The 25,113-nt window shown below is 65.6% G+C and carries 23 protein-coding genes and 1 other RNA gene; 13 read left to right on the forward strand and 11 right to left on the reverse strand.

Going from position 1 to position 25,113, the window contains the following annotated elements; all coding sequences use genetic code 11:
* The first annotated feature begins 72 nt into the window (after positions 1-72).
* Complete coding sequence (locus ASC75_RS22345; RefSeq protein WP_055980661.1) at positions 73-1,074, forward strand: LLM class flavin-dependent oxidoreductase; 1,002 nt, start codon at positions 73-75, stop codon at positions 1,072-1,074.
* Positions 1,075-1,257: 183 nt separating this feature from the next.
* On the opposite strand, the gene ASC75_RS22350 is transcribed toward ASC75_RS22345, so the two are convergent.
* From ASC75_RS22350 to ASC75_RS22360, 3 genes are all read right to left on the reverse strand, one after another.
* Positions 1,258-2,529 (reverse strand): lytic murein transglycosylase, encoded by a 1,272-nt coding sequence (locus ASC75_RS22350; protein WP_055980664.1) that lies wholly within the window; start codon positions 2,527-2,529, stop codon positions 1,258-1,260.
* A 192-nt stretch (positions 2,530-2,721) separates the two neighbouring features.
* Positions 2,722-3,327 carry a recombination mediator RecR gene (gene recR / locus ASC75_RS22355; RefSeq protein WP_055980667.1) on the reverse strand — a complete coding sequence of 202 codons (606 nt, stop codon included), beginning with the start codon at positions 3,325-3,327 and terminating at the stop codon, positions 2,722-2,724.
* Between the two features lie 107 nt (positions 3,328-3,434).
* Positions 3,435-4,151 carry a cell wall hydrolase gene (locus ASC75_RS22360; protein WP_055980674.1) on the reverse strand — a complete coding sequence of 239 codons (717 nt, stop codon included), beginning with the start codon at positions 4,149-4,151 and terminating at the stop codon, positions 3,435-3,437.
* Between the two features lie 181 nt (positions 4,152-4,332).
* On the opposite strand from ASC75_RS22360, the gene ASC75_RS22365 reads away from it, so the two are divergent.
* Positions 4,333-5,373: a zinc-dependent alcohol dehydrogenase family protein gene (locus ASC75_RS22365; protein ID WP_055980677.1), complete on the forward strand. Its 1,041-nt coding sequence runs from the start codon at positions 4,333-4,335 to the stop codon at positions 5,371-5,373.
* Between the two features lie 187 nt (positions 5,374-5,560).
* Here ASC75_RS22365 and ASC75_RS22370 read toward each other — a convergent pair whose 3' ends face one another.
* The 3 genes from ASC75_RS22370 to ffs all read right to left on the reverse strand — a co-directional run bounded on the left by ASC75_RS22370 (position 5,561) and on the right by ffs (position 7,946).
* Complete coding sequence (locus tag ASC75_RS22370; RefSeq protein ID WP_055980680.1) at positions 5,561-5,884, reverse strand: YbaB/EbfC family nucleoid-associated protein; 324 nt, start codon at positions 5,882-5,884, stop codon at positions 5,561-5,563.
* An 18-nt stretch (positions 5,885-5,902) separates the two neighbouring features.
* On the reverse strand, positions 5,903-7,726 hold the full coding sequence (locus ASC75_RS22375) for a DNA polymerase III subunit gamma/tau (protein ID WP_055980683.1): 1,824 nt from the start codon (positions 7,724-7,726) through the stop codon (positions 5,903-5,905).
* Between the two features lie 123 nt (positions 7,727-7,849).
* Positions 7,850-7,946, reverse strand: an RNA gene (gene ffs, locus ASC75_RS25730) — signal recognition particle sRNA small type.
* A gap of 252 nt (positions 7,947-8,198) precedes the next feature.
* Here ffs and ASC75_RS22380 point away from each other — a divergent pair.
* The 4 genes from ASC75_RS22380 (at position 8,199) to ASC75_RS25735 (ending at position 10,983) form a co-directional block, all read left to right on the forward strand.
* Complete coding sequence (locus ASC75_RS22380) at positions 8,199-8,552, forward strand: HIT family protein (RefSeq protein ID WP_244487919.1); 354 nt, start codon at positions 8,199-8,201, stop codon at positions 8,550-8,552.
* A gap of 34 nt (positions 8,553-8,586) precedes the next feature.
* The gene (gene nudC / locus ASC75_RS22385) at positions 8,587-9,528 is read left to right on the forward strand and encodes an NAD(+) diphosphatase (RefSeq protein ID WP_055980690.1); all 942 of its coding nucleotides are present in this window, start codon (positions 8,587-8,589) and stop codon (positions 9,526-9,528) included.
* Between the two features lie 87 nt (positions 9,529-9,615).
* Complete coding sequence (locus ASC75_RS22390; protein ID WP_244487913.1) at positions 9,616-10,473, forward strand: helix-turn-helix domain-containing GNAT family N-acetyltransferase; 858 nt, start codon at positions 9,616-9,618, stop codon at positions 10,471-10,473.
* A 72-nt stretch (positions 10,474-10,545) separates the two neighbouring features.
* Complete coding sequence (locus tag ASC75_RS25735) at positions 10,546-10,983, forward strand: acetyltransferase (protein ID WP_082496712.1); 438 nt, start codon at positions 10,546-10,548, stop codon at positions 10,981-10,983.
* A gap of 55 nt (positions 10,984-11,038) precedes the next feature.
* On the opposite strand, the gene ASC75_RS22400 is transcribed toward ASC75_RS25735, so the two are convergent.
* The gene (locus ASC75_RS22400) at positions 11,039-11,908 is read right to left on the reverse strand and encodes a prephenate dehydratase (RefSeq protein WP_055980698.1); all 870 of its coding nucleotides are present in this window, start codon (positions 11,906-11,908) and stop codon (positions 11,039-11,041) included.
* A 17-nt stretch (positions 11,909-11,925) separates the two neighbouring features.
* Positions 11,926-12,654, reverse strand: coding sequence for a 3-deoxy-manno-octulosonate cytidylyltransferase (locus tag ASC75_RS22405; RefSeq protein ID WP_055980701.1), 729 nt, complete (start codon positions 12,652-12,654; stop codon positions 11,926-11,928).
* A 201-nt stretch (positions 12,655-12,855) separates the two neighbouring features.
* On the opposite strand from ASC75_RS22405, the gene ASC75_RS22410 reads away from it, so the two are divergent.
* From ASC75_RS22410 to ASC75_RS22440, 7 genes are all read left to right on the forward strand, one after another.
* Positions 12,856-13,590, forward strand: coding sequence for a cytochrome c family protein (locus ASC75_RS22410; RefSeq protein WP_055980704.1), 735 nt, complete (start codon positions 12,856-12,858; stop codon positions 13,588-13,590).
* A 153-nt stretch (positions 13,591-13,743) separates the two neighbouring features.
* Positions 13,744-15,627: an extracellular solute-binding protein gene (locus tag ASC75_RS22415; protein ID WP_055980708.1), complete on the forward strand. Its 1,884-nt coding sequence runs from the start codon at positions 13,744-13,746 to the stop codon at positions 15,625-15,627.
* Positions 15,624-17,495: an extracellular solute-binding protein gene (locus ASC75_RS22420; RefSeq protein WP_055980711.1), complete on the forward strand. Its 1,872-nt coding sequence runs from the start codon at positions 15,624-15,626 to the stop codon at positions 17,493-17,495. The genes ASC75_RS22415 and ASC75_RS22420 overlap by 4 nt, the downstream gene beginning before the upstream one ends.
* A gap of 45 nt (positions 17,496-17,540) precedes the next feature.
* Positions 17,541-18,644 carry a microcin C ABC transporter permease YejB gene (locus tag ASC75_RS22425; protein WP_055980714.1) on the forward strand — a complete coding sequence of 368 codons (1,104 nt, stop codon included), beginning with the start codon at positions 17,541-17,543 and terminating at the stop codon, positions 18,642-18,644.
* Entirely contained in the window at positions 18,644-19,786 is a 1,143-nt protein-coding gene (locus ASC75_RS22430; protein WP_055980717.1) for an ABC transporter permease, read from the forward strand. Before ASC75_RS22425 ends, ASC75_RS22430 begins: the two co-directional genes overlap by 1 nt.
* The gene (locus tag ASC75_RS22435) at positions 19,783-21,414 is read left to right on the forward strand and encodes an ABC transporter ATP-binding protein (RefSeq protein WP_055980720.1); all 1,632 of its coding nucleotides are present in this window, start codon (positions 19,783-19,785) and stop codon (positions 21,412-21,414) included. Before ASC75_RS22430 ends, ASC75_RS22435 begins: the two co-directional genes overlap by 4 nt.
* A 15-nt stretch (positions 21,415-21,429) precedes the next feature.
* Positions 21,430-22,374, forward strand: a complete 945-nt coding sequence (locus ASC75_RS22440) for a glyoxylate/hydroxypyruvate reductase A (protein WP_055980723.1) — start codon at positions 21,430-21,432, stop codon at positions 22,372-22,374.
* A gap of 13 nt (positions 22,375-22,387) precedes the next feature.
* On the opposite strand, the gene ASC75_RS22445 is transcribed toward ASC75_RS22440, so the two are convergent.
* From ASC75_RS22445 to ASC75_RS22455, 3 genes are all read right to left on the reverse strand, one after another.
* Complete coding sequence (locus ASC75_RS22445; protein ID WP_055980727.1) at positions 22,388-23,248, reverse strand: NlpC/P60 family protein; 861 nt, start codon at positions 23,246-23,248, stop codon at positions 22,388-22,390.
* Positions 23,245-23,595 (reverse strand): MarR family transcriptional regulator, encoded by a 351-nt coding sequence (locus ASC75_RS22450; RefSeq protein ID WP_055981032.1) that lies wholly within the window; start codon positions 23,593-23,595, stop codon positions 23,245-23,247. The genes ASC75_RS22445 and ASC75_RS22450 overlap by 4 nt, the downstream gene beginning before the upstream one ends.
* 117 nt (positions 23,596-23,712) lie before the next feature.
* Positions 23,713-25,077 (reverse strand): leucyl aminopeptidase family protein, encoded by a 1,365-nt coding sequence (locus tag ASC75_RS22455; RefSeq protein WP_055980730.1) that lies wholly within the window; start codon positions 25,075-25,077, stop codon positions 23,713-23,715.
* Positions 25,078-25,113 lie beyond the last annotated feature (36 nt).

A 25,113-nucleotide genomic window follows, 5' to 3' on the forward strand; every position in this document is an offset into this window, starting at 1 on the left:
TGAGCGGGAAGGTTTGTTTGCGAAGATAGCGGTTCCTATATCCGGCGGGTCCCACCCCGCCGGAGCTGCACCATGACCACCCTTTCCGTCCTCGACCTTTCGCCGGTCACCGAAGGCAGCACTGCCGCGCAATCGCTCCAGAATACGCTCGATCTCGCCCGCCATGCCGAGGCGCTCGGCTTCCACCGCTACTGGCTGGCCGAGCACCACAACATGGCCGGCATCGCCAGTGCCGCGACCTCGGTCGTCATCGCCCATGTCGCGGCCGGCACCAGCACCATCCGCGTCGGCGCCGGCGGCATCATGCTGCCCAATCACGCGCCGCTGGTGATCGCCGAGCAGTTCGGCACGCTTGCCGCCCTGCATCCCGGCCGGATCGACCTCGGCATCGGCCGCGCGCCCGGCACCGACATGCTGACCGCCCGCGCCCTGCGCCGCAATCTCGAGGCCGGCGTCGACAATTTTCCGCAGGATGTGGTCGAGCTGATGGGCTATTTCGAGCCAGCGACGCCGGAGCAGCGCATCCGCGCCGTGCCCGGCGAAGGCGAGCAGGTCGAGGTCTGGGTGCTCGGCTCCAGCCTCTACGGCGCGCAACTCGCCGCCATGCTCGGCCTGCCCTACGCGTTCGCCTCGCATTTCGCCCCGGCCGAGCTCGACCATGCAATCGAGATCTACCGCTCGCGCTTCCAGCCGTCGGAGCGCCTGGCCAAGCCCTATGTCATGGCCGGCATCAACATCGTTGCCGCCGACAGCGACGCCGAGGCAAAGCTGCTGTTCAGCTCGGTCCAGCAGGCCTTCGTCAACCTGCGCAGCGGCCGCCCCGGGCGCCTGCCCGCGCCGCTCGACGGCTACGAGCGCGACCTCGACCCGGTCGCCCGCCAGATGCTGTCGCAGACGCTTTCCTGCGCCGTCGTCGGTTCGCCTGACACCGTTCGTCGCGGCGTCGAGGCGTTCATCGCCCGCACCGGTGCCGACGAGCTGATGGTGACGGCCCAGGTGTTCGACCATCAGGCACGCAAGCGCTCATATGAGATTTTGGCGGAAGTCGGCGCCGGGCTGGCGAAGGCGGCGTAGCCGCCCCTTCCTTCCCCCTGTGTGGGAGAAGGTGGATCGGCGCGAAGCGCCGAGACGGATGAGAGGTGTTGGACGGATCACGAGGCTCCAAGAGCGAATTCGGGACGACCGCGCTCCGGCCAGCACCCCTCATCCGTCGCCTGTGACGACACCTTCTCCCACAAGGGGAGAAGGAAGAATGCGCTACCGCATCGCCTCGACGAGGCCCTTGTCGGGAAAACACGTCGCCGCACGGCCGTTCTTGGCCTGCCAGTCGCCGATCGAGCGGCGGGTCTTGAAGCCGGGCAGGCCGTCGGCGCCGCCGACGTCGTAGCCGAGCTTTTCCAAGCCCCGCTGCATGACGGCAACGTCGGAGCGGTAGAGCCCGTCGACCTTGCCCCAGGCACCAATGAAGCGCTTGTCGCCCGCGGCGATCCGGTCGGCGCCGTGACCGATGAACAGGGCGTAGACGTCGCTCTCGTTATATTCCTTGAGCACGTAGAAATTGGGCGTGACGATGAAGGCGGGTCCGTTACGCCCCGCCGGCATCATCAGGAAACCTTCGGCCCGCGCCTCGTTCTGGGGAAATGGCTTGCCACCGACGCGGGCGACGCCCATCGCCGCCCAGTCGGCGATCTTCCTGCCCTGGTCGGGGCCTTCCAGCGCGCAGGAGACGCTGTCGGGCACCGACACTTCGAAGCCCCAGTCGCGCCCCTTCACCCAGCCATAGTGGACGAGATAGTTGGCGATCGAGGCCAGTGTGTCGGGCGTCGAGTTCCAGATGTCGGCGCGGCCGTCGCCGTCGAAGTCGATGGCGTGCTGCAGGAACGACGTGGGCAGGAACTGCGGCTGGCCGAGCGCGCCGGCCCAGGACGAGCGCATCGCCTTGCGGCTGACCAGCCCGTGCTCGACCATTTCGAGACCGGCCAGAAGCTCCTTGCGGAACATCTCCTTGCGGGTCGCCAGGAATGCCTTGGTGCCCAGCACCTCGAAGGCATCGTAAGGCATCTTGGCGGCGCCGAACCCCGACTCGCGCCCCCAGATCGCCAGCACCACGCCGCGCGGCACGCCGAAACGCTTTTCGACGGCGGCGAGCGTCTGCGCGTTGGACCCGGCGCGGCTGCGCCCGCCTGCCGTGACCGCACCGAGGGTCTTCTCGGCGAAATAGTTGCCGGGCGAACCGAACTCGGCCTGGTGCTGCTTCTTCGGCGTCTTTTGCTTCTCACCGGGCAGCACGAGGTCGGGCAGCTTGAGATTGGGGGAGACGCCGGCGAAAGCCGCGTCGAAGGTCGCTTTGGAAATGCCCTTGGCCCTGGCTTCGGGCCACAGGTCCTTGGTGAGCCAAGACTGGAACTGGTCGTCGATTTTTGCGGCGGAGGCGGGAGCGGAGACGCCCACGGCGATCAGCACTGCGATCATGGCTGCCAGAACCGAAGGCTTGCGCTTCTTCGCACCCCCCTCTGGCCTGCCGGCCATCTCCCCCGCAGGGGGGGAGATCAGATGTCGCCACCGCTTCCGCCAATCACCGATGTCGCAGGATGAGAGCCGCGCCAAAAGCTGCTGATCTCCCCCCTTGCGGGGGAGATGGCCGGCAGGCCAGAGGGGGGTGGGACGGAACTGCGACGATTCAGAAAATTTGCTCATGCAGCTTCCTCGACCGCAATTACGTCAAAACACGGTCCGCGACTTCAACGCCGCCGACAGCGTGCCTTCGTCGAGATAGTCGAGCTCGCCGCCGACAGGCACGCCATGCGCCAGCCGCGTGATCTTGACGTCGAAGCCCGAGAGCTGGTCGGTCAGGTAATGTGCCGTGGTCTGGCCCTCGACGGTGGCGTTGACGGCGAGGATCACCTCGCTCACCCCGCCCTCGGCAATGCGGGTCACAAGCTGCCTGATGGTCAACTGGTCCGGGCCGACGCCATCGAGCGGCGACAGCGTGCCGCCGAGCACATGGAAGCGCGCGTTCATGGCCCCGGCCCGCTCCAGCGCCCAGAGGTCGGAGACGTCCTCGACGACGATGATGGTGGTGGGGTCGCGGCGCGGATCGGTGCAGATCATGCAGGGATCCGAGGTGTCGACATTGCCGCAGGTCGAGCAGACGCGGACCTTGTCGACCGCTTCGCCCATGGCAGCGGCCAGCGGCGCCAGCAACTGCTCCTTCTTCTTGATCAGGTGAAGGGCTGCGCGGCGGGCCGAACGCGGCCCAAGCCCCGGCACCTTGGCCAGCAGCTGAATCAGGCGTTCGATCTCGGGACCGGCGATTCGCTTCGACATGCGAGGGGTATAAAACGAGTAGCGAATAGTGAGTAGCGAATAGTGAAGAAGCAGGGCAGAGCCGCCGCCCAGACCCCACTACTCACTATTCGCTATTCCCTATTCGCTCATTCCATCGGCCTGTCCTGGCTGGCGATCAGCGCGCCGATCGCGTCGGCATCGTCCGGCGTCGCCTGGAACGACATCGCACTGGCCAGCGCCGCATCCGAACCGGCGGAAGCGACGGTTGTCGGCTTTTCGTCTTCGAGGCCCGGCAGCGCCTGCGGCTCGGCCGACGCGACCATGGTTTCGGCCTCGATCGCGGCAGGCACCGGCTTCCTGCGGCTGCGCTTCTCGTAGAAGGCGTTGCCACCGGCGACCGTTGTGTAATGCATGTTCTTGTAGGGGAATTTCAGCCCGGCCGTGTGGAAGAACATCACTTCGGGCTTCACCTTGGGGTGGCGTTCGCCCTTGAGCACCGCGTCGGCAGCCGCCTGCACGTCGGGCAAGGCCTTGGAATTCATCGGCCGTGACAGCACGCCGGGCGCGAACTGGCCCTTCTGGCCGACCACGCCGCACACGGTGTCGGCGTATTCGCCCGACTTGAGGCGGTTCATGACGACGCTGCCGACGGCAACGAGGCCGTCGCGGCTGGAGCGGTTGGATTCGAAGAACATCGCCCGTGCCAGGCATTCCTTGTCCTTCGCCGAATAGGCGTAGGAACCCGAGCGGACCGAACTCGTTGTGATGCCGTCAGCAAGCTTGCTGGTGGTGCATCCGGAAACGACGAACAGCGAGACGACGACGCCGACAAGGATCGGCATCTTCCATGTTTTGGCGATCAAAGCGCCTCTCTCCTGCTACCGCCACGTCCCCAGATTGCAGCAACAATGAGCCCGTTTCGGGCGAAATGATGGCCAAAGGCTGAAATGTGGCGATCGGCAGGGGTCGCCTCTGCAACGCCCGGTCGCTATAGGTCGGTGCCATGACGCCGCGCAACGGCCGAAAAGCAAGAGGAAGACGATCGTGAAAGCTGTCCTGTTCGAGCAATTCGGCCAGCCGCCAAAGGTCCAGAACGTTGCCGATCCGACGCCTTCGCCGGCTGGCGTGGTGATCAAGATCGAGGCGACCGGCCTGTGCCGCAGTGACTGGCATGGCTGGATGGGGCACGATGCCGACATCGTGCTGCCGCATGTGCCGGGCCATGAGCTTGCCGGCACCGTATCGGCGCTGGGCAAGCTGGTGACGCGGTGGAAGGTCGGCGACCGAGTCACGGTGCCGTTCGTCGGCGGCTGCGGCCGCTGCTTCGAGTGCACCTCGGGCAATCACCAGGTCTGCGAACACCAGTTCCAGCCCGGCTTCACCGCCTGGGGCTCGTTCGCCGAATACGTCGCCGTCGATTTCGCCGACACCAACCTGGTGCGGCTGCCGGAGACGCTGGACTTCGCCACCGCAGCCAGCCTCGGCTGCCGCTTCGTCACCTCGTTCCGGGCCGTCGTCGACCAGGGCCGGGTCAAGCCGGGCGAATGGGTCGCCGTGCATGGCTGCGGCGGCGTCGGCCTGTCGGCGATCATGATCGCGGCGGCCGCCGGGGCCAATGTGATCGCCATCGACCTCGCCGACGACAAGCTGGACTTCGCCAGGAAAGTCGGGGCCGTGGCGACGATCAATGCCTTGGGCAGCAAGGACGTCGTGGGTGCCGTCCAGGAGATCACCAGGGGCGGCGCGCATTTGTCGCTCGACGCGCTGGGCCATCCCGCCACCTGCTACAACTCCATCGCCAACCTCCGCCGGCGCGGCCGCCACGTCCAGGTCGGCCTGATGCTCGGCGACCACGCCGATCCGAAGATCCCGATGGGCAAGGTGATCGCCCACGAGCTCGAAATCCTCGGCAGCCATGGCATGCAGGCCTTCCGCTACGAGGCGATGATGCAGATGATCGAGGCCGGCAAACTCGCCCCGCAGATGCTCGTCGGCAAGCACCTCAGCCTCGACGAAGCCCCGGCAGCGCTGATGGCGATGGACCGGTTCGAGGGGCTGGGAATCAGCGTGGTGACGAGGTTCTAGGTGAGTAGCGAGTAGCGAGTAGCGAGTAGCGAGTAGCGAGTAGCGAGTAGCGAGTAGCGAGTAGCGAGTAGCGAGTAGCGAGTAGTAATAAAAGAAACGTCGCCTGATCCTCAAGCGCCGCCCACTATTCCCTACTCACTATTCCCTACTCACTACTCACTATTCGCTATTCGCTCTTCGCTCTTCCTCAGAACGGCAGCTTCATGCCGGGCGGGATCGGCAGGCCGGCCGTCAGCGCCTTGGTCTTTTCCTGCATCGCCGCCTCGACCTTGGCCTTGGCGTCGTTGTGGGCGGCGACGATCAGGTCCTCGAGGATCTCGCCCTCGCCTTCCTTCAGCAGCGACGGGTCGATCTTCAGCGCCTTCATCTCCGACTTGCCGGTCAGCGTGACATGCACCAGGCCGCCGCCGGACTGGCCGGTCATCTCGAGCAGGGCGATCTCTTCCTGCATGGCCTGCATCTTGGCCTGCATTTCCTTCGCCTTGCCCATCAGGCCGAGCAGATCCTTCATGGTCGTATTCCTTTCGTCTCAGAACGGGTCGTCATCGTCATTGTCCACGCCGGGATCGGGCGGCAACTCGGTGTCGGTATCCAGGTCGGGCGCGTCCGGCTGCGTCGGCAGGCGCACGTCGATGATCTTGGCGCCGGGAAAGCGCGACAGGATCGCGGCAACCGTCGGATCGGCCTTCGCGTCGGTCAGGGCGACCTCGCGCTTGTTGGCCTCGATCTCGGCCAGCGTCGGCCCGCCTTCTTCCTTCGACAGCGACACCAGCCAGTGGCGGCCTGTCCAGGTCTTCAGCTTGACAGTGAGGTCGTTGAGGAAGGTCCTCGGCGCGTCCGACGTCAGGCTGACTTCCATGTGGCCCGGCTCGATGCGGACCGGCCGCACCACGCGGCGGATCAGCACCTTGAAGGCCATCTCGCGGTTGGATTCGGCGAGGTTGGCGAGGTCCGTGATCGAGTTGACAGGCACCGCATCGGCCACCGGCTCGGGTGCCGGCGTCGGCGCGACAAAAGCCGCTGGCGCAGGCGCGGTCTCGACCAGACGCATGGCCTGGCCGCCACCATTGCTGACCGGCATGCGCGCCTGCGAAACGGCCGAGGCCGCAGGGCCGCCATTGCCGCCGCCCGCCGGCATTCCGCCGTTGCGCGGGCCGGGTGCCGGTTGCGACGGCGCATCGCCGAGCGATTTCAGGGCCTCGTCGAGGGTCGGCAGGTCGGCGGCGTGCGCCAGCCGGATCAACATCATCTCGGCGGCACTGACCGGCCGGTTGGACGACTGCACCTCGGGAATGCCCTTGAGCAGCATCTGCCATGCCCGCGACAATACCCGCACCGACAGGGCCTGGGCGAACTCCCCGCCCCTCTTGCGCTCGTCCTCGGACAGCGAGGCGTCGTCGGCCGCCGACGGCACGAAGCGCAGGCGGGTGACAAGATGGGTGAATTCGGCGAGATCGTTGAGCACCGCCACCGGGTCGGCGCCGGTGTCGTACTGGGCGCGCAATTCGCCAAGGGCAGCGGCGATGTCGCCCTTCATGACGTTTTCGAACAGGTCGACGACACGCGCCCGGTCGGCAAGGCCGAGCATGGCGCGCACCGCATCCGTTGTCACCTTGCCGCCGCCATGGGCGATGGCCTGGTCGAGGATCGACAACGAATCGCGCGCCGAGCCTTCGGCCGCGCGCGCGACCATGGCAAGCGCGTCGTCCTCGACCGATATGCCTTCCTGCTGGGCGATGTTGCGGAGATGACCGACCAGCTTGCCGGCATCGATGCGGCGCAGGTCGAAGCGCTGGCAGCGCGACAGCACCGTGATCGGGACTTTGCGGATTTCGGTGGTGGCGAAGATGAACTTCACATGCGGAGGCGGCTCTTCCAGCGTCTTCAGCAGGCCGTTGAAGGCCTGCGTCGAGAGCATGTGCACCTCGTCGATGATGTAGACCTTGTAGCGCGCCGAAACGGGCGCGTAGCGCACGCGGTCGATGATGTCGCGGATGTCGTCGATGCCGGTATGGGACGCAGCATCCATCTCGATGACGTCGACATGGCGGCCTTCCATGATCGACTGGCAATGCTCGCCGAGCACGGAGAGGTCGACCGAGGGGCGGTCGATGTCCGGCGTCTTGTAGTTGAGTGCACGGGCAAGGATGCGGGCGGTGGTGGTCTTGCCGACGCCGCGGACGCCGGTCAGCATCCAGGCCTGGGCGATGCGCCCGCTGGAGAAGGCGTTGGTCAGCGTCTGGACCATCGGCTCCTGGCCGACGAGGGCGGTGAAATCGGCAGGGCGGTATTTGCGCGCGAGAACGCGGTAGGCGCCGTCCCTGGTCTTTTCGGTCTGTCCGGCTTCGCTCATCCGCCCCGTTCGCTCGCCCGTTGGTAGTGGCGCCCCTGCCTCGGCCGCCAAAAGGCCGATTCCGCGAAACGAGTTTCGCCCGCACGGCGCAACGCCGTCAATGACGCGGAGAAGGGCGAAGAGGCGGGAGGCTGGAACAATGACCCGTTCCGGGCTCGTTAGGGCTGCTTCCTTCCGGACCTGACCCGGTTGGCGAGTGGATCGTCCACCACCAACCTCCCACTCCCCATATCGGCAATTGCCGAACCAATTGCAAGAGCCAAGCAGGCGCCGCCTGCAAACATGCCCATCAATGATGCCCGCGGCAGCCCGGCAGATTGATCGAAGCAGGGCGGCCCGAGCGCAATGATTCGCTTGCAGCGGCAGCAGGCAGGCTCTAGCTTTTGCATGAACAAGGAAAACGCCAATGATGTCGGGGCTCAAGGCCGGGTTTGCGCTGGATTCGCGTCTCGACACCGACAGCGAGCCCTTGATGTGGCTTGGATTGTGCGAATTGCGGGTCATGAACGACCAGCGCTGGCCCTGGCTCATCCTGGTGCCGCAGCGCTCCGGCATCGAGGAAATCCATGACCTGACCCCGCTCGACCAGGCCATGCTGACCTTCGAAAGCAACATGGTGGCCCACGCGCTCAAGCGCGCGACCGGCTGCGCCAAGATCAACAGCGGCGCGCTCGGCAATGTCGTTCGGCAATTGCATTTCCACGTCGTCGCCCGCTCCGAAGGCGACCCCGGCTGGCCCGGCCCGGTCTGGGGCCATGGCGTGCGCGAGCCCTACCGACGCGACGACCTCCACCGGTTTGCCGAGAGCATCAAGGCCGCCCTATAAGGGCTTCCCCCGACCCTGCGCCTGAGTCCATGCAATGCAATTCAGCCTGTCCAACGCGCCCGAGCGCGAAGCGAGCCAGTTCCTCGGTTTTGCCGGCAACGTCATCGACCGCCAGTCGGAAAAGCGCAGCGACGATTGCGCCCGGTTGGCGCTGGCCGAGCCCGGCGCCCGCCTGCTGCTGATCGGCGCGGGACGGCTGGTGCTCGATTTCGGCAACGGCGCAGCCACCCCCTATTTCACGCACGCCGCGGCCCAGGCCATCGGCATCCGACCTGACGCCGCGATCCTGCTCGGCCGGGCCGACGGCGTCGCCATGCTCGCTGTGCCTGTCGCCGTCGAGCCGGAAACCATGCCCGGGCACCTCAAGGCGATCGACTTCCGTTCAATCCTGACGCAGGGCCTGATCGACGCCGCCGGTCTCGGCGCCATGGCGCAAGGTGCGGCCCTGCTCGCCTGGCATGCCAGCCACCGCTTCTGCGGCCGCTGCGGCAGCCCCACCGAGATGCGCGCCGGCGGCTACAAGAGGTCGTGCCCGTCCTGCGGCGCGGAGCATTTTCCGCGCACCGACCCCGTCGCCATCATGCTGACGGTGTCGGGCGACAGGTGCCTGATGGGGCGCGGCCGGCATTTCGCGCCGGGCGTCTACTCAGCGCTCGCCGGTTTCATCGAGCCAGGCGAAACCATCGAGGCCGCGGTGCGGCGCGAAACGCTGGAAGAATCAGGCATCCGGCTCGGCCGCGTCGTCTACCATTCGAGCCAGCCCTGGCCGTTCCCCTATTCGCTGATGATCGGCTGCTACGGCGAGGCGCTGAACGAGGACATCGTCCCGGACACCGCCGAACTCGAGGATTGCCGCTGGTTTCCCCGCGCCGAGGTGCTGCAGATGCTCGCCAGCATGCATCCCGGCGAACTCAAGGTGCCGCCGGCACACGCCATCGCCCACCAGCTGATCCGCAACTGGGCGGACAGCGCTTGACGACAGCTGACTAAAATCTGCAAATCTTGTCTTTCAGCTATGCCTGACTATAGTCAGGTAATGGAAAAATCCCTGCAAATCACCCGGATGCGCAGCTTCAACCGGGCGGTGACCCGCCGCATCGGGGCCCTGGAAGACAGCTATCTCAGCCGCGGCCGCCCGCTCGGCGAAGCACGGCTCATCTTCGAGATCGGGCCCGATGGCGCCGGACTTGGCGCCCTCCGTTCCCGGCTCGGGCTGGATTCGGGCTATCTCAGCCGAATGCTGCGGTCGCTCGAAGCTCAGGGCCTCGTCTCCGTCGACAAGCTCGACGGCGACGCCCGCAACCGCCACGCGACCCTGACCGACAAGGGCCGCGCCGAGCACGCGGCCTACGATGCCTTGTCGGACGAATTGGCGGCTTCGGTTCTCAAGCCGCTTTCTTCCAGCGCGCAAGACCGCCTCGTCGCGGCCATGGCAGAGGTCGAGCACCTGCTTGCCGCCGCGTCCGTGACGGTCGGCGAGGGAGACGCCAGCAGCGCCGACGCGCAGCAATGCATGCGGCTGTATGTCGACGAGCTGGCCGCGCGCTTCGAGGAAGGTTTCGACACCAGCAAGGGAAACAGCGTGCGCGGGAGCGAGTTCGTCCGTCCGCACGGGGCATTCCTGATCGCCCGGCTCGATGGAAGCCCCGTCGGCTGCGGCGCGGTGCGCATGCTGGATGCCGCGACGGCGGAGATCAAGCGGATGTGGGTCTCGCCTGAGGCGCGCGGGCTCGGCGTTGCCAGCCGCATGCTCCACGAACTCGAGGCGATTGCACGCCAGCTCGGGGCGACAATGGTGTGTCTCGACACCAACCGTGCGCTCAAGGAAGCGCAATCGCTCTACAGGCGCGATGGCTACGAGGAAGTCGCGCCGTACAACGACAACCCTTTCGCCGACCACTGGTACTCCAAGCGCCTGTAGGCGGCAGAATCAACCGCAGCGGAAGCGACTCCGACGGAGCGCGCGGATCCCAAACCATCGTATTCGGAGCCCATGATCATGATCCGACGTTCCCGCCCCGGTGAGGGCGACCGCATCATCGAAATCTGGCGAGGCGCAGTTGACGCGACGCATGATTTTCTGACGCCTGAGGATCGCCTCGCCATTGACGATATGGTGCGTGGCTTCCTTCCCCAAGCCCCACTCTGGCTGGGGGTTGACGAAAATGACCACCCGCTGGCCTTCATGCTGATCGACGATGGACATATGGAGGCGCTGTTCGTCGATCCCGCTCATCGCGGAACCGGCATCGGTGCTGCGCTTGTGCGCCACGGCCTCACGCTTCATCCAAGAATGACAACGGATGTCAACGAACAGAATGATCAAGCTGTTCGCTTCTATGAACGAATGGGATTCAGGCAGACAGGCCGCTCGCCAATCGACGGACAGGGCAGGCCGTACCCACTCATCCATCTGGAATATTTCAGCTGATTGGCCGATCTCCGAAATCTCGTCAACCGAACTTTATGGGCTCAAGGCCCAGTCTTCAGTCGCCGCCGTTGGCCTGCGTGCCGCGGAACTCGTTGGCCTCGTAGACGCCGAGGATGCGCACCTCGCGGGTGAAGAAGCGCAGTTCCTCCAGCGCCAGCGCGACGAGACGGTCGTCGGGATGGCCCTCGATGTCGGAATAGAACTGGGTCGCGGTGAACTCGCCGCCGAGCTGGTAGCTTTCCAGCTTGGTCATGTTGACGCCGTTGGTGGCGAAGCCGCCCATCGCCTTGTAGAGGGCCGCCGGCACGTTGCGGACGCGGAAGACGAAGGTCGTCATCATCTTCGTCTCGGGATTGGTGCGCTCGGCCCAGCTCTTGCCCTTGGACAGGACGACGAAACGGGTGATGTTGTTTTCGGTGTCCTCGACATTCTCCTCGAGGATGTCGAGACCGTAGAGCGACGAGGCCAGCCGCGGCGCAAGGGCTGCCATGGTGCGGTCCTTGACCTCGGAAACGAGCTTGGCCGCACCGGCGGTGTCGCCGGCGACAACCGGCTTCCAGCTGTTCTTGCGGATGTATTTGCGGCATTGGCCGAGCGCGTGGATGTGGCTGTGCACGGTCTTGATCTCGGAGCGCTTGACGCCCGGCAGCACCATCAGCTGGAAATGGATCGGCAGGAAGTACTCGCCGACGATGTGCAGCTTCGATTCCGGCAGCAGGTGGTGGATGTCGGCGACCCGGCCGGCGATCGTGTTTTCGATCGGGATCATGGCGAGGTCCGCCTTGCCGGTCTCGACCGCGTTGAACGCGTCCTCGAAGGTCGGGCAGGGCAACGGGTCCATGGCAGGATAGACATTGCGGCAGGCAGTGTCGGAGTTGGCGCCCGGCTCGCCCTGGAAGGCAATCTTGTTGGTCGGTGTCGGCATGGTCGGCCTGTCTTTGTCTATTTCGAGAGAAGTTCGCGAGCGCGTTCGAGGTGTTCGGCGGTGTCGACGCCGAGCGGCACCGTGTCGACGATCTCGGCGTCGATGCGCATGCCGGCCTCCAGCGCCCGCAGCTGTTCAAGCCGCTCGCGCTTTTCCAGCGGCGACGGGCTGAGACTGACGAAACGCTCGAGCGCGGAGCGGCGGTAAACGTAGAGCCCGACGTGATGATAGAGCGGGCCGTCGCCCCACGGCGCGGTGGCGCGGGTAAAATAGAGCGCCCTCAGGCGCTGCGCCGACAGCGGCGAGCCGATGATCTTGGGGACGTTGGGATCGACCTTTTCCTCATGGCGGGTGATTTCCACGCCCAGGGTCGAAATGTCGACCGCCGCGTTCCCGAGCGGCCGCAGGGCCGCCTGGATGATCGCCGGGTCGATGGTCGGCAAATCGCCCTGGACGTTGACCACCGTCTCGACCTCGCCCTTGGGATCGAGCCTGGTCAGCGCTTCGAAGATGCGGTCCGAACCCGACTCATGATCCGATCGGGTCATCACCGCCTCGAAGCCGTGCGCCCTCACCGTTTCGGCGACAATATCCGTGTCGGTGGCCACCACGACGCGGCCCAGCCCGCTTTCCGAAGCACGGGCGGCGACATGCACGATCATCGGGCGGCCGGCGATATCGGCGAGCGGCTTGCCCGGCAGGCGCGTCGAGGCCATGCGGGCGGGGATCAGGACGAGAGTGGACATGGCTTGGCTGGGGCTGTCTCGAAATGGCGTGGAAAAGTGTCAAAAGGTCTCACTGGAAGCGCCCTTATAGGTGTTGCAACCGGCAAGCAAAAGACCTAGTTTCCGCGCGATTTCACCCGGCCGGCCGGGCGATAGACGATACCGACGAACGGCGACGGTCGCAGAGGATGGCGATCGGCCGGATAAGGGAGCCAGGGGCGTATGGACTCATTCGAAATCAACAAGGTGCTCGGCGGCCTGCTGGGCACTGCCTTTGTGGTGTTCTCCATCTCGCTCGTCTCGGACGCGATCTTCGCTGCGCCGGTTCCCGAGAAGCCGGGCTTTGCCATCGAGGCTGCCGAAGAAGGCGGCGCGGCTGCAGGCGGTGGCGCTGAAGCCCCGGCCGCAGTGCCTGTCGCCCAGCTGCTTGCCAGCGCCAATGCCGAAGCCGGCGCCGCCGTGTTCAAGAAGTGCACGGCCTGCCACTCGATCGAGAAGGGCGGCCCCAACAAGGTCGGCCCCGACCTCTGGGGCGTGGTCAACCGTCCGATCGCCTCGCATGAAGGCTTCGCCTATTCGGGCGCGATGAAGGAGTTCTCGCAGGGCAGCTCGGTCGTCTGGGACTTCGAGCACCTGAACCACTTCCTGGCGTCGCCGAAGGGCTACATCAAGGGCACCGCGATGGGCTTCGCCGGCATCAAGAAGGATGACGAGCGCGCCAACCTGCTGGCCTACCTGAACTCGCAGTCGGACAGCCCGGCACCGCTTCCCGCGGCAGACGCCGCTCCGGCCGCCGAGCCGGCAGCAGCACCGGCTGGCGAAGCTGCTCCTGCGGCTCCCGCCGAGGGCGCCGCCCCGGCAGCCCCTGCTGAAGGCGCCGCACCGGCTGCTCCCGCCGAGGGCGCTGCTCCTGCCGCACCGGCAGAAGGCGCTGCGCCGGCACCGGCCGCCCAGTAAACGATTTGTAATTTTCGCATCTTGAAAAAGCCGGGTTTCACCCGGCTTTTTTGTTGCCCGGCGCAAACATCCGGCGACAATCGTCTAACGTGTGGTTTCCATGCACGGCGAAACAACTAGAGTGTCGCGACGCACCGGGCGAAGGGGATTTTGATGACGGCTTGCCTGACCAGGATATTTGCAACCGCCGGCCTCGCCATTGTCGTGGCGTCGGGCATCCTGCTGCCGGCGAGCGCCCAGGAATGGCAAACCAGCTCGTCGCTGACCGGCCCTTCGAAATACGGCCAGGAGTTCAAGCGCTACGACTACGTCAATCCGGATGCGCCCAAGGGCGGCACGCTGAATTCGACCGTGGGCGGCACGTTCGACAGCTTCAATCCCTATATCGTACAGGGCGCCGCCGCTGCCGGCTTCACCTATTTCGGCGGCGGCCTGCTCTACGAAACGCTGATGGAGCAATCGCGCGACGAGCCCAGCACCAGCCATCCCCTGGTTGCCGATGCCTACAAGTACCCGGCCGATTATTCGTCGGCGACCTATCGCATCGACCCGCGCGCCAAGTGGCATGACGGCAAGCCGATCACGACCGACGACGTCGTCTGGTCGTTCAACGTGCTGAAGGCCAACAGCCCGCAATACAGCCAGTATTATGCCAATGTGAAGGAAGCCGTCGCAGTCTCGGATCGCGAGGTCGAATTCCGCTTCGACCAGAAGGGCAATCGCGAACTGCCCAAGATCATCGGCGACCTGGTGGTCCTGCCCAAGCACTGGTGGGAAGGCACCGACGCTTCCGGCAAGAAGCGCGACGTGACGCGGCCGACGCTCGAAATCCCGCTCGGCTCAGGCCCCTACAAGGTGGAAAGCTTCAAGCCGGGCACCGAAATCGTCTGGGCGCGCGTGCCGGACCATTGGGCGGCCACCGTCGGCGTCAATGTCGGGCGCAACAATTTCGACAAGCGCCGCTACACCTATTTCCTCGACGACAATGCCGACTGGCAGGCCTTCACCAAGGGCGGGTTCGAGGACGTCAAGCCCGAGAACAGCTCGCGCCGCTGGTCGACGCAGTACAATTTCCCGGCGTTCAAGGCCGGCGACGTCATCAAGCAGGAATTCAAGACCTCGTCGGGCGAACCGTTCCAAGGCTATGCGCTCAACCTGCGCCGTCCGCAGTTCCAGGATCGCCGTGTCAGAGAGGCGCTGACGCTGGCCTACAACTTCGAGTACATGAACCGCACCCTGTTCTTCGGGCTCAACACCCGCACCAACAGCTACTTCCAGGGCCAGGACCTCGCCTCGAGTGGCTTGCCGGCCGGCAAGGAGTTGGAGCTGCTGACGCCTTACAAGGACAAGCTGCCGCCCGAACTCTTCACCGAAGAATTCAAGCTGCCGGTCTACGACACGCCCCAGGCCGAGCGGCAGCATCTGCGCCAGGCGGTCGCGCTGTTCGCCGAGGCCGGCTGGCGCGCCAGCGGCGGCAAGCTGATGAACGAAAAGACCGGCGAGCAGTTCAAGATCGAGTTCCTCGGCAAGGACGCCACCGACGAGGTCATCGCGACGCCCTTCATCGACAGCCTGCGCAGGCTCGGCATCGACGCGACGCTGCGCATGGTCGACACCAGCCAGTACATCAACCGGATCAACAATTTCGACTTCGACGCCACGACGACGATGCTCAACCAGTCGTCCTCGCCCGGCAACGAGCAGCGCGACTTCTGGAGCTCCAAGGCAGCGGCCAAGCCCGGCTCGCGCAACATCATGGGCATCAGCGACCCGATCGTCGACGCGCTGGTCGAACGTGTCATCTTCGCCACCGACCGCGACGACCTTCTGGCCGCGACCCATGCGCTCGACCGCGTCCTATTGTGGAACTACTACGTCGTGCCGCAATACCACCGCGCCGTGCTGTGGCTGGCCTACTGGAACAAGTTCGGCATCCCCGAGAAGCAGCCCGGCTTAATCGGCGCCGACATCGATTCCTGGTGGATCGACAAGGACAAGGAGGCGGCACTCGCCGCCAAGTACAAGGGAGCAAATTGAGACCGCGCCCGACCCGTCGCGACGTCCTGGCGCTAGGTGCGGCTGCAGCCGTCGCACCTCTGATGCCGGGACGCGTCTTCGCGGCCAGCCCCACCAATGCCGGGCTGCACGGACTGTCGGCCTTCGGCGATCTGAAGTACGGGCCCGACTTCACGCATCTCGACTTCGTCAATGCCGATGCGCCCAAGGGCGGCACGTTCAACTTTTCGCCGTCCTACTGGGTCTTCAACCAGAACCCGCAGACCTTCAACACGCTGAACACCTTCGTCAGCCGAGGCGATTCTCCGCCGCGCATGGAACTCTGCTACGATTCGCTGATGACGCGGGCGATCGACGAGCCCGACGCCATCTACGGCCTGCTGGCAAAGTCGGTGACGATTTCCGACGATCGCAACAGCTTCGATTTCGCGCTCCGGCCCGAGGCGCGCTTCAACGACGGCACGCCGTTCACCGCCGAGGACGCGGTCTATGCCTTCAACCTGTTCAAGAAGGACGGCCATCCGAACCTGCTGCTGCCGCTCAGCCATCTCAAGGAAGCGAAGGCGGTCGACGCGCATACGCTGCGCCTGAGCTTCGACGGCAAGCAGTCGGAACTGACCATCCTCGACATCGCGACATACCCGATCCCGGCCAAGGCCTTCTTCGAGGCCAATCCGTTCGACGGCTCTGAGCTCAAGGCACCGCTGGGCTCCGGCCCCTACAAGGTCGGCCGCGTCTCGCCCGGACAGATCATCGAGTTCGAGCGCGTCGCCGACTATTGGGGCCGCGACCTGCCGGTCAATCGCGGCCTCTACAATTTCGACCGCATCCGCATCGAGTTCTACCAGGATCGGCAGGCCGCCTTCGAAGCCTTCAAGAAGGGCGCGATCCTCTACCGGCAGGAATACGTCTCCCGCGTCTGGGCGACCGGCTACGACTTCCCGGCACTGAAGGCCGGCAAGGTGGTCAAGCGCGAGTTTCCCAGCGAAAAGCGCCCATCGATGCAGGCGCTGGCGCTCAACCAGCGGCGCGAGCGGTTTCGGGACCCGCGCGTGCGGCGCGCGATCGCGCTGTGCTTCGACTTCGAATGGACCAACCGCAACCTGTTTTACGGCGCCTATGAGCGCTCGCAGTCGACCTTCGAGAAATCGACCTACAAGGCGGAAGGCCTGCCCTCACCGGCCGAACTGGCGCTGCTCGAACCATTCCGCGGCCGTATCCCCGAGGAGGCATTCGGCGAGGCGGTGCTGCAGCCGCCCTCCGACGGTTCGGGTCGCGACCGCAAGCTGCTCGGCCGGGCTTCGAAGCTGCTCTCCGAGGCCGGCTGGGCCCGCAAGGACGGCAGCCTGCGCAACGCCAAAGGCGAGCCGCTGACGCTCGAAATCCTCGTCGACGACGATTCCCTGGTCCGCGTCTTTTCACCCTGGGTCGAGAACATGAAGGCGATCGGCATCGCGGCATCGCTGCGCATGGTCGATTCGACCCAGCACCAGGCGCGGCAGACGACATTCGACTATGACGCCATCTCGGCCGCGGCGTCGTTTTCGGCGACGCCCAGCCGCGACGAGATCGACGGGTTGTTCCATTCGCGCTCGGCCAGCCTGCAGGGTTCGACCAACCTGCCCGGCACCGCCGATCCGGCCATCGACGCGCTGATCGACGCCGTGGGTGCGGCCAAGGATCGCGAAGCGCTGACAGTTGCCATGCGCGCACTCGACCGGGTCTTGCGCGCCCGGCAAGACTGGATTCCAAATTGGTTTTCGGCGAATCACCGCGCCGCCTTCTGGGACATGTTCGGCTACAAGGAGCCGAAGCCGGATTTCGGCTTCCCCGTCGAGGCGATGTGGTGGTTCGACAAGGACAAGGCTGCACGTATTGGCAAGACCTGACATCTTTTCGCTTGAAGCTATGCTCCGCCCGGGGAGCCACGCCTGATGGGCGCCTACGTCCTCCGCCGTATCCTTTTGATGATCCCGACGCTGTTCGGCATCATGGCGATCTCGTTCGCGGTCATCCAGTTCGCACCGGGCGGCCCGGTCGAGCAGGTCATCGCCAAGCTTACCGGCCAGGGCGGCGACGCCGGCGACCGCCTTTCGGGCGGCGGAGGCGACGTCGGCGGCAACAATTTCGACCCGGCCGGCGGTGAAGGCTCGTCCAAATACCGCGGCGCGCAAGGTCTCGATCCCGAATTCATCGCCAAGCTGGAGAAGCAGTTCGGCTTCGACAAGCCGCCACTCGAACGCTTCTTCATGATGCTGTGGAACTACATCCGCTTCGATTTCGGCGACAGCTATTTCCGCGACGTCTCGGTGCTCGATCTCATCCTCGAGAAGATGCCGGTGTCGATCTCGCTCGGCATCTGGATCACGCTCTTGTCCTACCTGATCTCGATCCCGCTCGGCATCCGCAAGGCGGTCAAGGACGGTTCGTCCTTCGACATCTGGACCAGCGGCATCATCATCATCGGCTACGCCATCCCGGCCTTCCTGTTCGCCATCCTGCTGATGGTGCTGTTTGCCGGCGGCTCGTTCTTCGACTGGTTCCCGTTGCGCGGCCTGACGTCGGAGAATTTCGACCAGTTGTCGCTGGGGGGCAAGGTGCTCGACTATCTCTGGCACCTGGCATTGCCGCTGACCGCGCTGGTGCTGTCGGCCTTCGCCACCACGACGCTTTTGACCAAGAACTCGTTCCTCGACGAGATCCGCAAGCAGTATGTCGTCACCGCCCGGGCCAAGGGCCTGTCGCAGCGCCAGGTGCTCTACGGCCACGTCTTCCGCAACGCCATGCTGATCGTCATCGCCGGCTTCCCCGGTGCCTTCATCTCTGCCTTCTTCACCGGGTCGCTGCTGATCGAGAACATCTTCTCGCTCGACGGGCTCGGCCTGCTCGGCTTCCGCTCGGTGCTCGACCGCGACTATCCCGTGGTCTTCGCCAACCTCTACATCTTCTCGCTGATGGGACTGTTCGTCAGCCTGATCTCCGACCTGACCTACACATGGATCGATCCGCGCATCGACTTCGAGCGGAGGGACGTCTGATGTCGGCGGTCGATACGGTTGCCGCACCGGTCAAGCGGCCATGGCTCTCCCCGATCAACAAGCGACGCTGGCAGAGCTTCAAGGCCAACCGCCGCGGCTACTGGTCGCTGTGGCTGTTCCTCGTCCTGTTCGTGCTCACGCTGTTTTCCGAACTGATCGCCAACGACAGGCCGCTGCTGATCCGCTTCAAGGGTGAATTCTATTCGCCGATCGTCAGCGACTATGGCGAAGAGACGTTCCTCGGCGACGAAGGCTTCCTGCCCGTCACCGACTACCGCATGTCGGTGGTGCAGGAGGCGGTGGCGGCCAATGGCTGGATGATCTGGCCGCCGGTGCGCTATTCCTACCGCACGACCAACAACGAGATTCCCGAGGCCGCACCCGCCAAGCCGTCGTGGATGTATCCCAAGGACGTCCGCTGCCAGCGCTATCCGCAAGGCGTCGACGATCCCAACTGCACCGTCGGCAACTGGAACTGGCTCGGCACCGACGACCAGGCCCGCGACGTGCTCGCCCGCGTCATCTACGGCTTCCGCATCTCGGTGCTGTTCGGCCTGATCCTGACCGCCGGCTCGGCGCTGATCGGCGTCTCGGCCGGCGCCATGCAGGGCTATTTCGGCGGCTGGACGGATCTCCTGTTCCAGCGCTTCATCGAAATCTGGTCGGCCATCCCCGTGCTCTACCTGCTCCTGATCGTTGCCGCCATCCTGCCACCCGGCTTCTTCATCCTGCTCGGGCTGATGCTGGTGTTCTCCTGGGTGGCGCTGGTGGGCGTGGTACGGGCCGAGTTCCTGCGCGCCCGCAACTTCGAATATGTCAACGCGGCGCGCGCACTCGGCGTGTCCAACCGCACCATCATCTTCCGGCACCTGCTGCCCAACGCCATGGTCGCGACGCTGACCTTCCTGCCGTTCATCCTCAACGGCTCGATCTCGACCCTGACCTCGCTCGACTTCCTCGGCTTCGGCCTGCCGCCGGGCTCGGCCTCGCTCGGCGAGTTGCTCAAGCAGGGCCAGCGCAACCTCAACGCGCCATGGCTCGGCCTCTCCGGCTTTGTCGTGATCTCGCTGATGCTGTCGCTGCTGATCTTCATCGGCGAGGCGACCCGCGACGCCTTCGACCCAAGGAAGACGTTCAAGTGAGCGCCGCCCCTCTCCTTTCCGTCCAGGACCTGTCCGTCGCCTTCAGCCAGGGCGGCATGACGACGACCGCCGTCGACCACATCTCCTTCGACATCGCCAAGGGCGAGACGGTGGCGCTGGTCGGCGAATCGGGCTCGGGCAAGTCGGTATCGGCGCTTTCGGTGCTCAAGCTCCTGCCCTACCCGCCGGCGAGCCACCCCTCGGGACGCATGATGTTCGGTGGCCAGGACCTGCTCGCCCTCGACGAAAACGCCCTGCGCAAGGTCCGCGGCAACAAGATCACCATGATCTTCCAGGAGCCGATGACCTCGCTCAACCCGCTGCACACCATCGAGCGGCAGATCGTCGAGGTGCTGTCGCTGCACCAGGGCATGGGCGACAAGCAGGCGCGCGCCCGGACGCTCGAACTGCTCGAGGAAGTCGGCATCCGCGAACCCGGCAAGCGGCTCGACGCCTATCCGCACCAGCTCTCGGGCGGCCAGCGCCAGCGCGTGATGATCGCCATGGCGCTCGCCAACGAGCCGGAATTGCTGATCGCCGACGAGCCGACGACGGCGCTCGACGTCACCGTGCAGGCGCAGATCCTCGAACTGCTCGCCAAGCTGAAGGCCCGCAAGGGCATGTCGATGCTGTTCATCACCCATGACCTCGGCATCGTGCGTCGCATCGCCGACCGGGTCTGCGTCATGACCAAGGGCCAGATCGTCGAGACCGGGCCGACCAAGGAAATCTTCGCCAACCCGCAGCACAGCTACACGCGCCACCTGCTGGCCGCCGAGCCCAAGGGCAGGCCGCCGGTGGCCGACGCGGCGGCGAAAACGGTGATGTCCGGCTCCGACGTCAAGGTCTGGTTCCCGATCAAGCAGGGCTTCTTCCGCAAGACGGTCGACCATGTGAAGGCGGTCGACGGCATCGACGTTGCCGTCCGCGCCGGCCAGACCGTCGGCGTGGTCGGCGAATCGGGCTCAGGCAAGACGACGCTGGGACTGGCGCTGACGCGCATGATCTCGTCCCAAGGCAAGATCGACTTCGACGGCCGCGAGATCGACAAGTTCAGCTTCAACGCGATGCGGCCGCTCCGGCGCGAGATGCAGATCGTGTTCCAGGATCCGTTCGGCTCGCTCAGCCCGCGCATGTCGATTGCCGACATCATCGAGGAGGGGCTGAAGATCCACGAGCCCGGCCTCAAGGTGGCCGAGCGCGACCGCAAGGTCGTCGACGTGCTGCGCGAGGTCGGCCTCGACCCCGAAACCCGCTTCCGCTATCCGCATGAATTCTCCGGCGGCCAGCGCCAGCGCATCGCCATCGCGCGCGCCATGGTGCTCAAGCCGCGCTTCGTCATGCTCGACGAGCCGACCTCGGCGCTCGACATGAGCGTGCAGGCGCAGGTGGTCGACCTGTTGCGAAGCCTGCAGGCCAAGCACGACCTCGCCTATCTGTTCATCAGCCACGACCTCAAGGTCGTGCGTGCGCTGGCCAACGACGTCATCGTGATGCGCAACGGCAAGGTTGTCGAAGCCGGGCCGTCCGAGCAGATTTTCGAGCGTCCACAAACGGACTACACTCGGGCGCTGATATCGGCGGCGTTCAAGATCGAGACCGCGCCCACCGGCGTGGTCAGCGAATAGCATCAAGGGCATAGCATGGCGGGCAAGGGCAAGGTTCTTCTTTCGATCACCGGATTCAACCCGCAGCGCTGGTATGAATTGCTGTCGGCGGAGCGCGAGGTGGTGCTCGAACCGGAAGGTGCCGCCGACCCGTCGATCGACTATGCCGTGGTGTGGAAACAGAAGCCGGGCCTGCTGGCCAAACTGCCGAACCTGAAGGCCATCTTTTCGATCGGCGCCGGCGTCGATCACCTGTTTGCCGATCCCAACCTGCCTGCGGCCCCAATCGTCCGCGTCGTGGACGAAAACCTGACCCAGCACATGGTCGAGTATGTGTTGTGGCGGGTGTTCGACCATCACCGCCAGGGCCAGCTCTACCGGGCCCAGCAGACGAAGAAGGCCTGGCACGAGCCGCCGCAGCGGCCCGCCGCCGACATCTCGGTCGGCATCATGGGCCTGGGCAATCTCGGCCGCGCGGCGGCCGAAGCGCTCAAGGCCGCCGGCTTCCGCGTCAATGGCTGGAGCCGCCGGCCGCAGGAAGTCGCGGGCGTGACCACATTCAGCGGCGATGCCGGGCTGGTGCCGTTCCTCAACGCCACCGACATCCTGGTGGTCCTGCTGCCGTTGACCGAAGCGACAAAGGGCATCATCAGCTACGGCCTGCTCAAGGAGTTGCGCCGGCGCAACGGCCTCGGCGGCGCGGTGCTGATCAATGCCGGTCGCGGCAAGCTGCAGTGCGACGCCGACATCCTGCGCGCGCTCGACGACGGCACGCTGAAAGAAGCGAGCCTGGACGTGTTCGAGGTCGAACCGCTGCCCAAGACGAGCCCGATGTGGAACCACCCGAAGGTGTTCGTCACGCCGCATGCGGCCGCGACGTCCGACCCGACGCACCTGGTGCCGCCGATGCTCAGACAGATGGACGCTTTCGAGCGCGGCGAGCCGCTGGAGAACATCGTCGACCGCACGACTGGCTACTAGGAGCCAGAAGCCCTCAAGGCCGGCGGAACCCGGTCGGCCCGCCATAGAGGTAGCCGATACGGTCGATGGCATCGCGCAGGCCTTCGCGCGCCACCGTCATGGTGTGGCCATTGGCGTGGATCATGTTCACCGCATCGGTCATGATCGCGACGTGGCCTTTCCAGAACACGAGATCGCCGCGCCGCAACTGCGAAAAATCCGCACCCGCATCGACCGGACTGCCGAGCGAGGCTTCCTGCATGTCCGAATCGCGCAGGACGTCGCGGCCGGCCATGCGCATCGAAAGCTGGACCAGCCCCGAGCAGTCGATGCCGAAGGCGCTGAAGCCGCCCCAGAGATAGGGCGTGTCGACCAGCCGTTCCGCCACCGAAACGAAATCGTCGGCCCTAGTTGCCAGCGGCGCGAGGTGCTGGGCGACCAGCGCCTCGCCCGAGGCAAGCAGGGCATATGTCGTGCCACGCGTTTCGGCATTTCCGGTCACCGCAACCCGCGAACCGAGCGACAATGCGGCGCCGCGCGGAAGCTTCATGTCAGGGCCTGGATAGAGGAAGGTGCGTATCGCCCTGACGACATGAGTCGGCGCCGGGCCGCGCGGCGCAAGGTCGCCCGAGGCGACATAGCCGACATAGCCGTCGCGCTCGGCCTGGACCCAGGCGAAGCCGTCGGCCTCCTCGAAGACAATCACGTCGTCGCCGTGAAGCAATTGCGTGTTGAGCCCGGCATCCGGCCGGGGCGCCTTGCGCATGTCGGCGACGGGTGCGGAGACACGCGCCGGACGGCCGGCGACGTAGCGCTCGGCCGCCACTTCGCCCTCAAGGCGGGCGTCGGCAAGGTCGGGACGGAAAGCGTGAAGGCGGCTGTCGCGGGCGGTCAAATCGGAAGCTCCATGGCTTTGGCGATGATAGCATCGCCCAATCTCTCGACATAGAGCGCGCCTTCGACGGTGCGCCTGATCAGCACGTTGCGCTTGTCGCTCGGGTCGCGGTGCCGCGACACCAGCTTGAGCGCACCCATGGTATCGAGCGCGCGGGTGATGACCGGCTTGCTGACGCCGAGGCGGGCCGCCAGCCCGCGCACCGTGTGCGGCGGCGGGTCGAGATAGATGGTGAGCAGGATCGCCATCTGGCGCAGCGTCAGGTCGGGCGCGTTGTCACGCACCTCGGACAAGGCAAACAGCTGCAGCAGTTTCAACGACTGGCTCGGGCGCAATGCGATCGGCATGCCGCCAGCATCCACTGGATTTGTTTCGGTTCCGTTTCATTCAATGCAGAATTTAGGGCGAAGGCAAGGCGGGCCTGTCGTGGCCCGCCCTCACGTTTGCGAGCGGCGAAGTGCCGGTCAGCCGAAGCGTGCCGAGATTACCTTTTCGAGGGCGCGGATCGCCTGGGCTTCGCCGCCGGCCGGGCCGTGCGGGCGGTCCGTCGGGTTCCAGGCGAAGATGTCGAAATGCGCCCAGGCGGTGGTCTTTTCGACAAAGCGCTTGAGGAACAGGGCTGCCGTGATCGAGCCGGCAAAACCGTCCGACGTGACGTTGTTCATGTCGGCGATCTTCGAAGACAGTTTTGCGTCGTACGGCCTCCAGAGCGGCATGCGCCAGATCGGGTCCTCGACCGCGCCGGATGCGGCTGCGAGCTCGGCCGCCAGGGCATCGTCGTCGGTGTAGAAGGGTGGCAGGTCCGGACCGAGGGCGACGCGTGCGGCCCCCGTCAGCGTCGCCATGTCGACCAGCATTTCCGGCTGCTCCTCGTCGGCGAGGGCAAGCGCGTCGGCGAGCACCAGCCGGCCCTCGGCGTCGGTGTTGCCGATCTCGACCGTGATGCCCTTGCGGCTCTGCAGCACGTCGCCGGGGCGGAAGGCGTTGGCTGAAATCGAATTCTCCACCGCGGGGATGAGCACGCGCAGCCTGACGTTCAGCCGTGCCGCCATGATCATCGAGGCGAGGCCGAGCACGTTGGCGGCACCGCCCATGTCCTTCTTCATCAGCAGCATGCTCGAGGCAGGCTTGATGTCGAGGCCGCCGGTGTCGAAGCAGACGCCCTTGCCGACAAGCGTGACCTTGGGGGCATCGTGCGCGCCCCAGGTCAGGTCGATCAGCCGCGGGGCTTCATGCGAGGCGCGGCCGACGGCGTGGATCATCGGGAAACTGTGTTCGAGCAGGTCGTCGCCCATCGTCACGCGGACCTCGGCGCCATGTGCGCCAGCGAGGTTACGAGCCACTGCCTCAAGCGCTGCGGGGCCCATGTCGTTGGTCGGCGTGTTGACGAGATCGCGGACAAGGAACACCGCGTCGACCAAGCGGTTCAGGCGGGCTGCATCCGCGCCCGCAGGCACAGCGAGCCCAAGCTCCCTGCCCGGCTTCTTGCCGTAGCGGGTGAAGCTGTAGCCACCGAGCGCGACAGCAAGGGCCGCCAGTTCGGGATGCGCCGGCGCAGTGGCGAAATGCCATTCGCCTTCGGGCAGGTTGCGGGCAAGAACGCCGTAGCCAAGCCCGTTCTCCTGCTGGCCCGTGCCGAACAGCGCACCGGCCAGCCGGCCATCGGCGCCGGGAATGGCAAGAACCTTGCCGGCCTCGCCGGCGAAGCCGTTGGCACTGGCCCAGGCGACGATTTCGGGGGCAAAACCGGCATTCCCCAGGCCATCCTTGGCAACCAGGTGGATCGGCAGCGCATCGCTGGACTTGGCGTCGAGCAGTTCGACCGGCATTTCGGCTCCTTCAGTGTCGGAAGGCTCGGTGCATCA

The sequence above is a fragment of the Aminobacter sp. DSM 101952 genome (genome assembly GCF_001424795.1).
GTDB lineage: Bacteria > Pseudomonadota > Alphaproteobacteria > Rhizobiales > Rhizobiaceae > Aminobacter > Aminobacter aganoensis.

Bases quoted from the DNA above. Each gene is read 5' to 3' on its own strand.
- ASC75_RS22430 (WP_055980717.1), top strand. From the start codon at position 18,644: ATGTCGGCGGTCGATACGGTTGCCGCACCGGTCAAGCGGCCATGGCTC.
- nudC (WP_055980690.1), top strand. From the start codon at position 8,587: ATGCAATTCAGCCTGTCCAACGCGCCCGAGCGCGAAGCGAGCCAGTTC.
- ASC75_RS25735 (WP_082496712.1), top strand. From the start codon at position 10,546: ATGATCATGATCCGACGTTCCCGCCCCGGTGAGGGCGACCGCATCATC.
- ASC75_RS22390 (WP_244487913.1), top strand. From the start codon at position 9,616: ATGCGCAGCTTCAACCGGGCGGTGACCCGCCGCATCGGGGCCCTGGAA.
- ASC75_RS22400 (WP_055980698.1), bottom strand. From the start codon at position 11,908: ATGCCGACACCGACCAACAAGATTGCCTTCCAGGGCGAGCCGGGCGCC.
- ASC75_RS22410 (WP_055980704.1), top strand. From the start codon at position 12,856: ATGGACTCATTCGAAATCAACAAGGTGCTCGGCGGCCTGCTGGGCACT.
- recR (WP_055980667.1), bottom strand. From the start codon at position 3,327: ATGTCGAAGCGAATCGCCGGTCCCGAGATCGAACGCCTGATTCAGCTG.
- ASC75_RS22350 (WP_055980664.1), bottom strand. From the start codon at position 2,529: ATGGCCGGCAGGCCAGAGGGGGGTGCGAAGAAGCGCAAGCCTTCGGTT.
- ASC75_RS22440 (WP_055980723.1), top strand. From the start codon at position 21,430: ATGGCGGGCAAGGGCAAGGTTCTTCTTTCGATCACCGGATTCAACCCG.
- ASC75_RS22450 (WP_055981032.1), bottom strand. From the start codon at position 23,595: ATGCCGATCGCATTGCGCCCGAGCCAGTCGTTGAAACTGCTGCAGCTG.
- ASC75_RS22380 (WP_244487919.1), top strand. From the start codon at position 8,199: ATGTGGCTTGGATTGTGCGAATTGCGGGTCATGAACGACCAGCGCTGG.
- ASC75_RS22405 (WP_055980701.1), bottom strand. From the start codon at position 12,654: ATGTCCACTCTCGTCCTGATCCCCGCCCGCATGGCCTCGACGCGCCTG.
- ASC75_RS22345 (WP_055980661.1), top strand. From the start codon at position 73: ATGACCACCCTTTCCGTCCTCGACCTTTCGCCGGTCACCGAAGGCAGC.
- ASC75_RS22425 (WP_055980714.1), top strand. From the start codon at position 17,541: ATGGGCGCCTACGTCCTCCGCCGTATCCTTTTGATGATCCCGACGCTG.
- ASC75_RS22415 (WP_055980708.1), top strand. From the start codon at position 13,744: ATGACGGCTTGCCTGACCAGGATATTTGCAACCGCCGGCCTCGCCATT.
- ASC75_RS22455 (WP_055980730.1), bottom strand. From the start codon at position 25,077: ATGCCGGTCGAACTGCTCGACGCCAAGTCCAGCGATGCGCTGCCGATC.
- ASC75_RS22375 (WP_055980683.1), bottom strand. From the start codon at position 7,726: ATGAGCGAAGCCGGACAGACCGAAAAGACCAGGGACGGCGCCTACCGC.
- ASC75_RS22370 (WP_055980680.1), bottom strand. From the start codon at position 5,884: ATGAAGGATCTGCTCGGCCTGATGGGCAAGGCGAAGGAAATGCAGGCC.